This is a genomic window from Microbacterium sp. ISL-103 (genome assembly GCF_018613995.1).
GTDB lineage: Bacteria > Actinomycetota > Actinomycetes > Actinomycetales > Microbacteriaceae > Microbacterium.
On sequence record NZ_JAGGPD010000073.1, the window covers coordinates 316 to 3,710 of the forward strand.

Genomic DNA, 3,395 nt, shown 5'->3' on the forward strand with positions numbered 1-3,395 from the left:
GGCCCGACACCGCAGACGCGGTCTTCGAAGCGACAGCGCTCATCGTGGGTGCGGTGTTCTTCGTCCTCGGATTCGTGATCGGGTGGCCCGTCTTCTGGGGGCGCGAGATGCCGATCAGCGGCACCGGCTCCATCGGCGCCTTCACGGCGTACGGCGGAGCGATCACTGCCGTCCTCGCCTTCGCGATCGGGCGCCTCCTGGTCAGGCCCGCCGAGATCGCCCCCGACGGCACCCGCGACGGATTCAGCGTTCCGGGTGATCGGCTGCGGTGGTACGACCTCGCAGCGATCGCCTTCGCGCACGCGGCGATCGCCTACCTCGGCTGGCTCGGAATCGCCGAGCTGCTCGAGCGCAGCTTCACCGATGCGCCGGTCTATCCGTTCCCCGGCGCGATCCTGGTGGCCGTCGCCTTCGCACTGACCGCCTACGTGACGTTCCTGAGTGCCGTGGCCCTGACGCCGACCGTGCTGTCGCTCGTCCTGGCCGTGTTCCTCGTCGTGGGCGCATTCGCCGCGATGCTCGCCTCCAGTGACGTGCACTGGTGGCAGGACAACCTGTCAGCCCTCGGGATGAGCAGCAACAGTGCATCGTTGGCGTTCAACGCGACGCTGATCATCGCGGGTGTCCTGGTCACAACGATCGCTCGATACGCCACCGCCGGCCTGCCGGTCGACGACCGAGTCGCTCGCCGCGGCCGTCGCATCGTGCGGGGTGGAATGATCCTGATCGGCATCTTCCTCGCGTGCGTCGGCATCTTCCCGGTCGACGAGTTCTTCCTCGTGCACAACACGGTGGCGACAGGAATGACCGTCGCGTTCGCCATCATCGTCATCGGGCTGCCGTGGTTCGTTCCGACCATTCCTCGAGTGTTCGTGGCTCTCGGCTGGATCTACGTGCTCGTCATCATCCTGCTGGCGGCGTTCTTCGCGGTCGGTTACTACAACCTGACCGCCGTTGAGCTGATCGCGGCAGTGCTGATCTTCAGCTGGATCATCGTGTTCCTACGGACAGCAGGCTCGGTGAGTTCCGAAGGCAGGCACGACCCCGCGCCCGCCTGAGCGCGGTGCCGCCTGAGTGAGATGCCGATCTGAGTGCGGTGCCGATCTGAGTGCGGTGCCGATCCGAGCGCGGTGCCGGCGCGAACACCGGCGTCAGCGCGAACACCGGCGTCAGCGCAGAGGCTGCGTGGCGTCCGACGTGCGCTGCAGGGCGTGGATCGTATGCGCGTGGCGTCGTTGGGCCACCCCCACGAACAGGCAGTCGACGAGCGCGAGCTGCGCGACCCGGCTCACCATGGCGCCGGCGCGAAGACGCGGCTCGCGTGCGTGAGTGAGCAGTGAGTGGTCGCAGTCCTCGGCGATGAGCGACGACGATGTTCCGGTGACACCGATCGTGATGCCCGCAGCGGCGCGCGCCGTCTGCAGGAAGTGCAGGGTCTCGCGGGTCGCACCCGAGTGCGAGAAGCCGATGGCGACGGTCTTCCTGGCTCCCAGGGACGCCGCGGCGCTGGCCTCGTGCGAGTCCGACAGCACGATCGCCGCGTGCCCGATGCGGAGCAGCTTGTGACCGAGATCCGCTGCGGCCAGCCCGCTCCCGCCGATGCCGAACAGCAGGATGCGGTCGGCGCCGTCGATCGCCTCCACCGCTGCCGCGAGCGCGTCGTAGTCGAGATTGGCGACGGTCTCCTCGATGGCGAGAAGTTCAAGGGCGGCGACCTTCGCGGTGGCTTCACGAAGGCTGTCGGCTGCCGAGATCTCGGAGCCGAAACCCGATGCAGCGGGGAACTGCACGGATTCGCGACCGAGCTCCGTCGCCAGCGCCATGCGCAGGGCGGCATAGCCGTTCACACCGATGGCTCGGCAGAAGCGCACGACCGAGGCGACCGAGGTGTCGCATCTCGCCGCGATCTCGGTGATCGTGCTGTCGACCACGATGGTCGGATCATCCGCGACGGTCCGAGCGATCCGCGCCAGCGACGGCGGAAGCTTCTCGGCCGCCGTGGCGATCGTCGTCTGGATGCTCATCGCTCTCCTGGTCCCGGGCGTATGTCGTGCGTGTGAACAATTCTTTCATGCGCGGCGCCCGATGCGTAGACTATTTCCATGCTCCCCCCGCAGGCACTCGTCGCCGTCGACCTCGGCAAGTCGCGATGTCGTGCGGTCCTCTCCGGATCGCGGGCCGACGGCGGACGCCTCTCGAGTCGCCGGCTCGTGTACGACGGCATCGGTGCGCCGGGGCTCGCAGCAGTCGGCGGCGTCTCCGCCGCCCTCACCGCGATCCTTCCTCTGCGCGACCGCCTCGACGAGTCGATCTCGGCACTCTCGGTCGGCGCGGCGGGCGCCTGGACGGCACCGGACGCGGCATCCGAACTCGCGCTCAGCCTCGCCGACGCTCTGCGCGTGCCCGTGGCTGTGACCTCAGACGCCGTGTCGGCGCATGCAGGGGCGCTCGGCGGCAGGGAAGGCGTGCTCCTGATCGCCGGCACCGGCGCCGCGGCGCCCGGTATCCACGCACACGATGCAGGCAGCGCCCCGCCCGTCGACGGCTGGGGCCCCGAGCTGGNNGCGCACGCCGGTCCGCCCCCGAGACGGCTCGCAACCATGGCCCCACTGGTGCTCGATGCGGCCGAGCGCGGCGACGCCTGCTCCGCAGAGATCGCCGCCGAGGGCATCCGCCTGCTCGTCGCCTCGGCGGTCGCCGCGTCGCCTGGAGGCCACGACGTCGCGCTCCACGGCGGACTCACCGACCACGTCTGGTTCCGCTCCAGACTCGAAAGCGCACTCCTTGCCGCCCGCCGCTCCGTGGCCGCCTCGTCCGGCGATGCGCTCGACGGAGCCCTCCTCCTCGCAGAGCGCTCTGATCTTCCCCACGAAAGGTTCGTGCATCGTGCCGAATGACCAGGCCAGATTGGCCACTCTCCTCGACGTCCTCTCGACTCTCGGCACCGAGGCGTCGACCATCGAGCGGGGCGACCTCGATCTGCTCGACACGACCGAGCTCGTGCAGCGGATGAACGCCGAAGACCACCGCGTGCCGGCCGCGGTCGGCGAACGCAGCGCCGAGATCGCTGCAGCCGTCGACGGGATCACCGAGCGGTTCCGCAGAGGAGGGCGCCTGATCTACCTCGGTGCCGGAACCGCCGGGCGCGTCGGTGTGCTCGACGCCAGTGAATGCCCTCCGACCTTCGGCACGGATCCCTCGATGGTGGTGGGACTGATCGCCGGTGGCGAGACGGCCATCCGCGCAGCGGTCGAGAACGCCGAGGACGACGATACGGCGGCGGCGGCGTCGCTGCGGGAGCTGGGGCTCACCGAACGTGACACCGTGGTGGGGATCTCGGCGTCGGGACGCACGCCCTACGTGGTCGGCGGCCTGGAATTCGCACGCGGTCTGGG

General features: G+C 69.5%; 3 protein-coding genes. 2 read left to right on the forward strand and 1 reads right to left on the reverse strand.

The window, feature by feature from the left end:
- Nucleotides 1-1,058, forward strand: a 1,058-nt coding sequence (locus J7E68_RS03275) for a DUF998 domain-containing protein (RefSeq protein WP_215169813.1), incomplete at its 5' end; no start/stop codon positions are given.
- Nucleotides 1,059-1,169: 111 nt separating this feature from the next.
- Here J7E68_RS03275 and J7E68_RS03280 read toward each other — a convergent pair.
- Nucleotides 1,170-2,024: a MurR/RpiR family transcriptional regulator gene (locus J7E68_RS03280; protein WP_215169815.1), complete on the reverse strand. Its 855-nt coding sequence runs from the start codon at nucleotides 2,022-2,024 to the stop codon at nucleotides 1,170-1,172.
- 862 nt (nucleotides 2,025-2,886) lie between these two features.
- Between J7E68_RS03280 and J7E68_RS03285 the strand changes: the two genes are divergently transcribed.
- Nucleotides 2,887-3,395: N-acetylmuramic acid 6-phosphate etherase (locus J7E68_RS03285; RefSeq protein ID WP_215169816.1), on the forward strand; the 509-nt coding region annotated here is incomplete at its 3' end.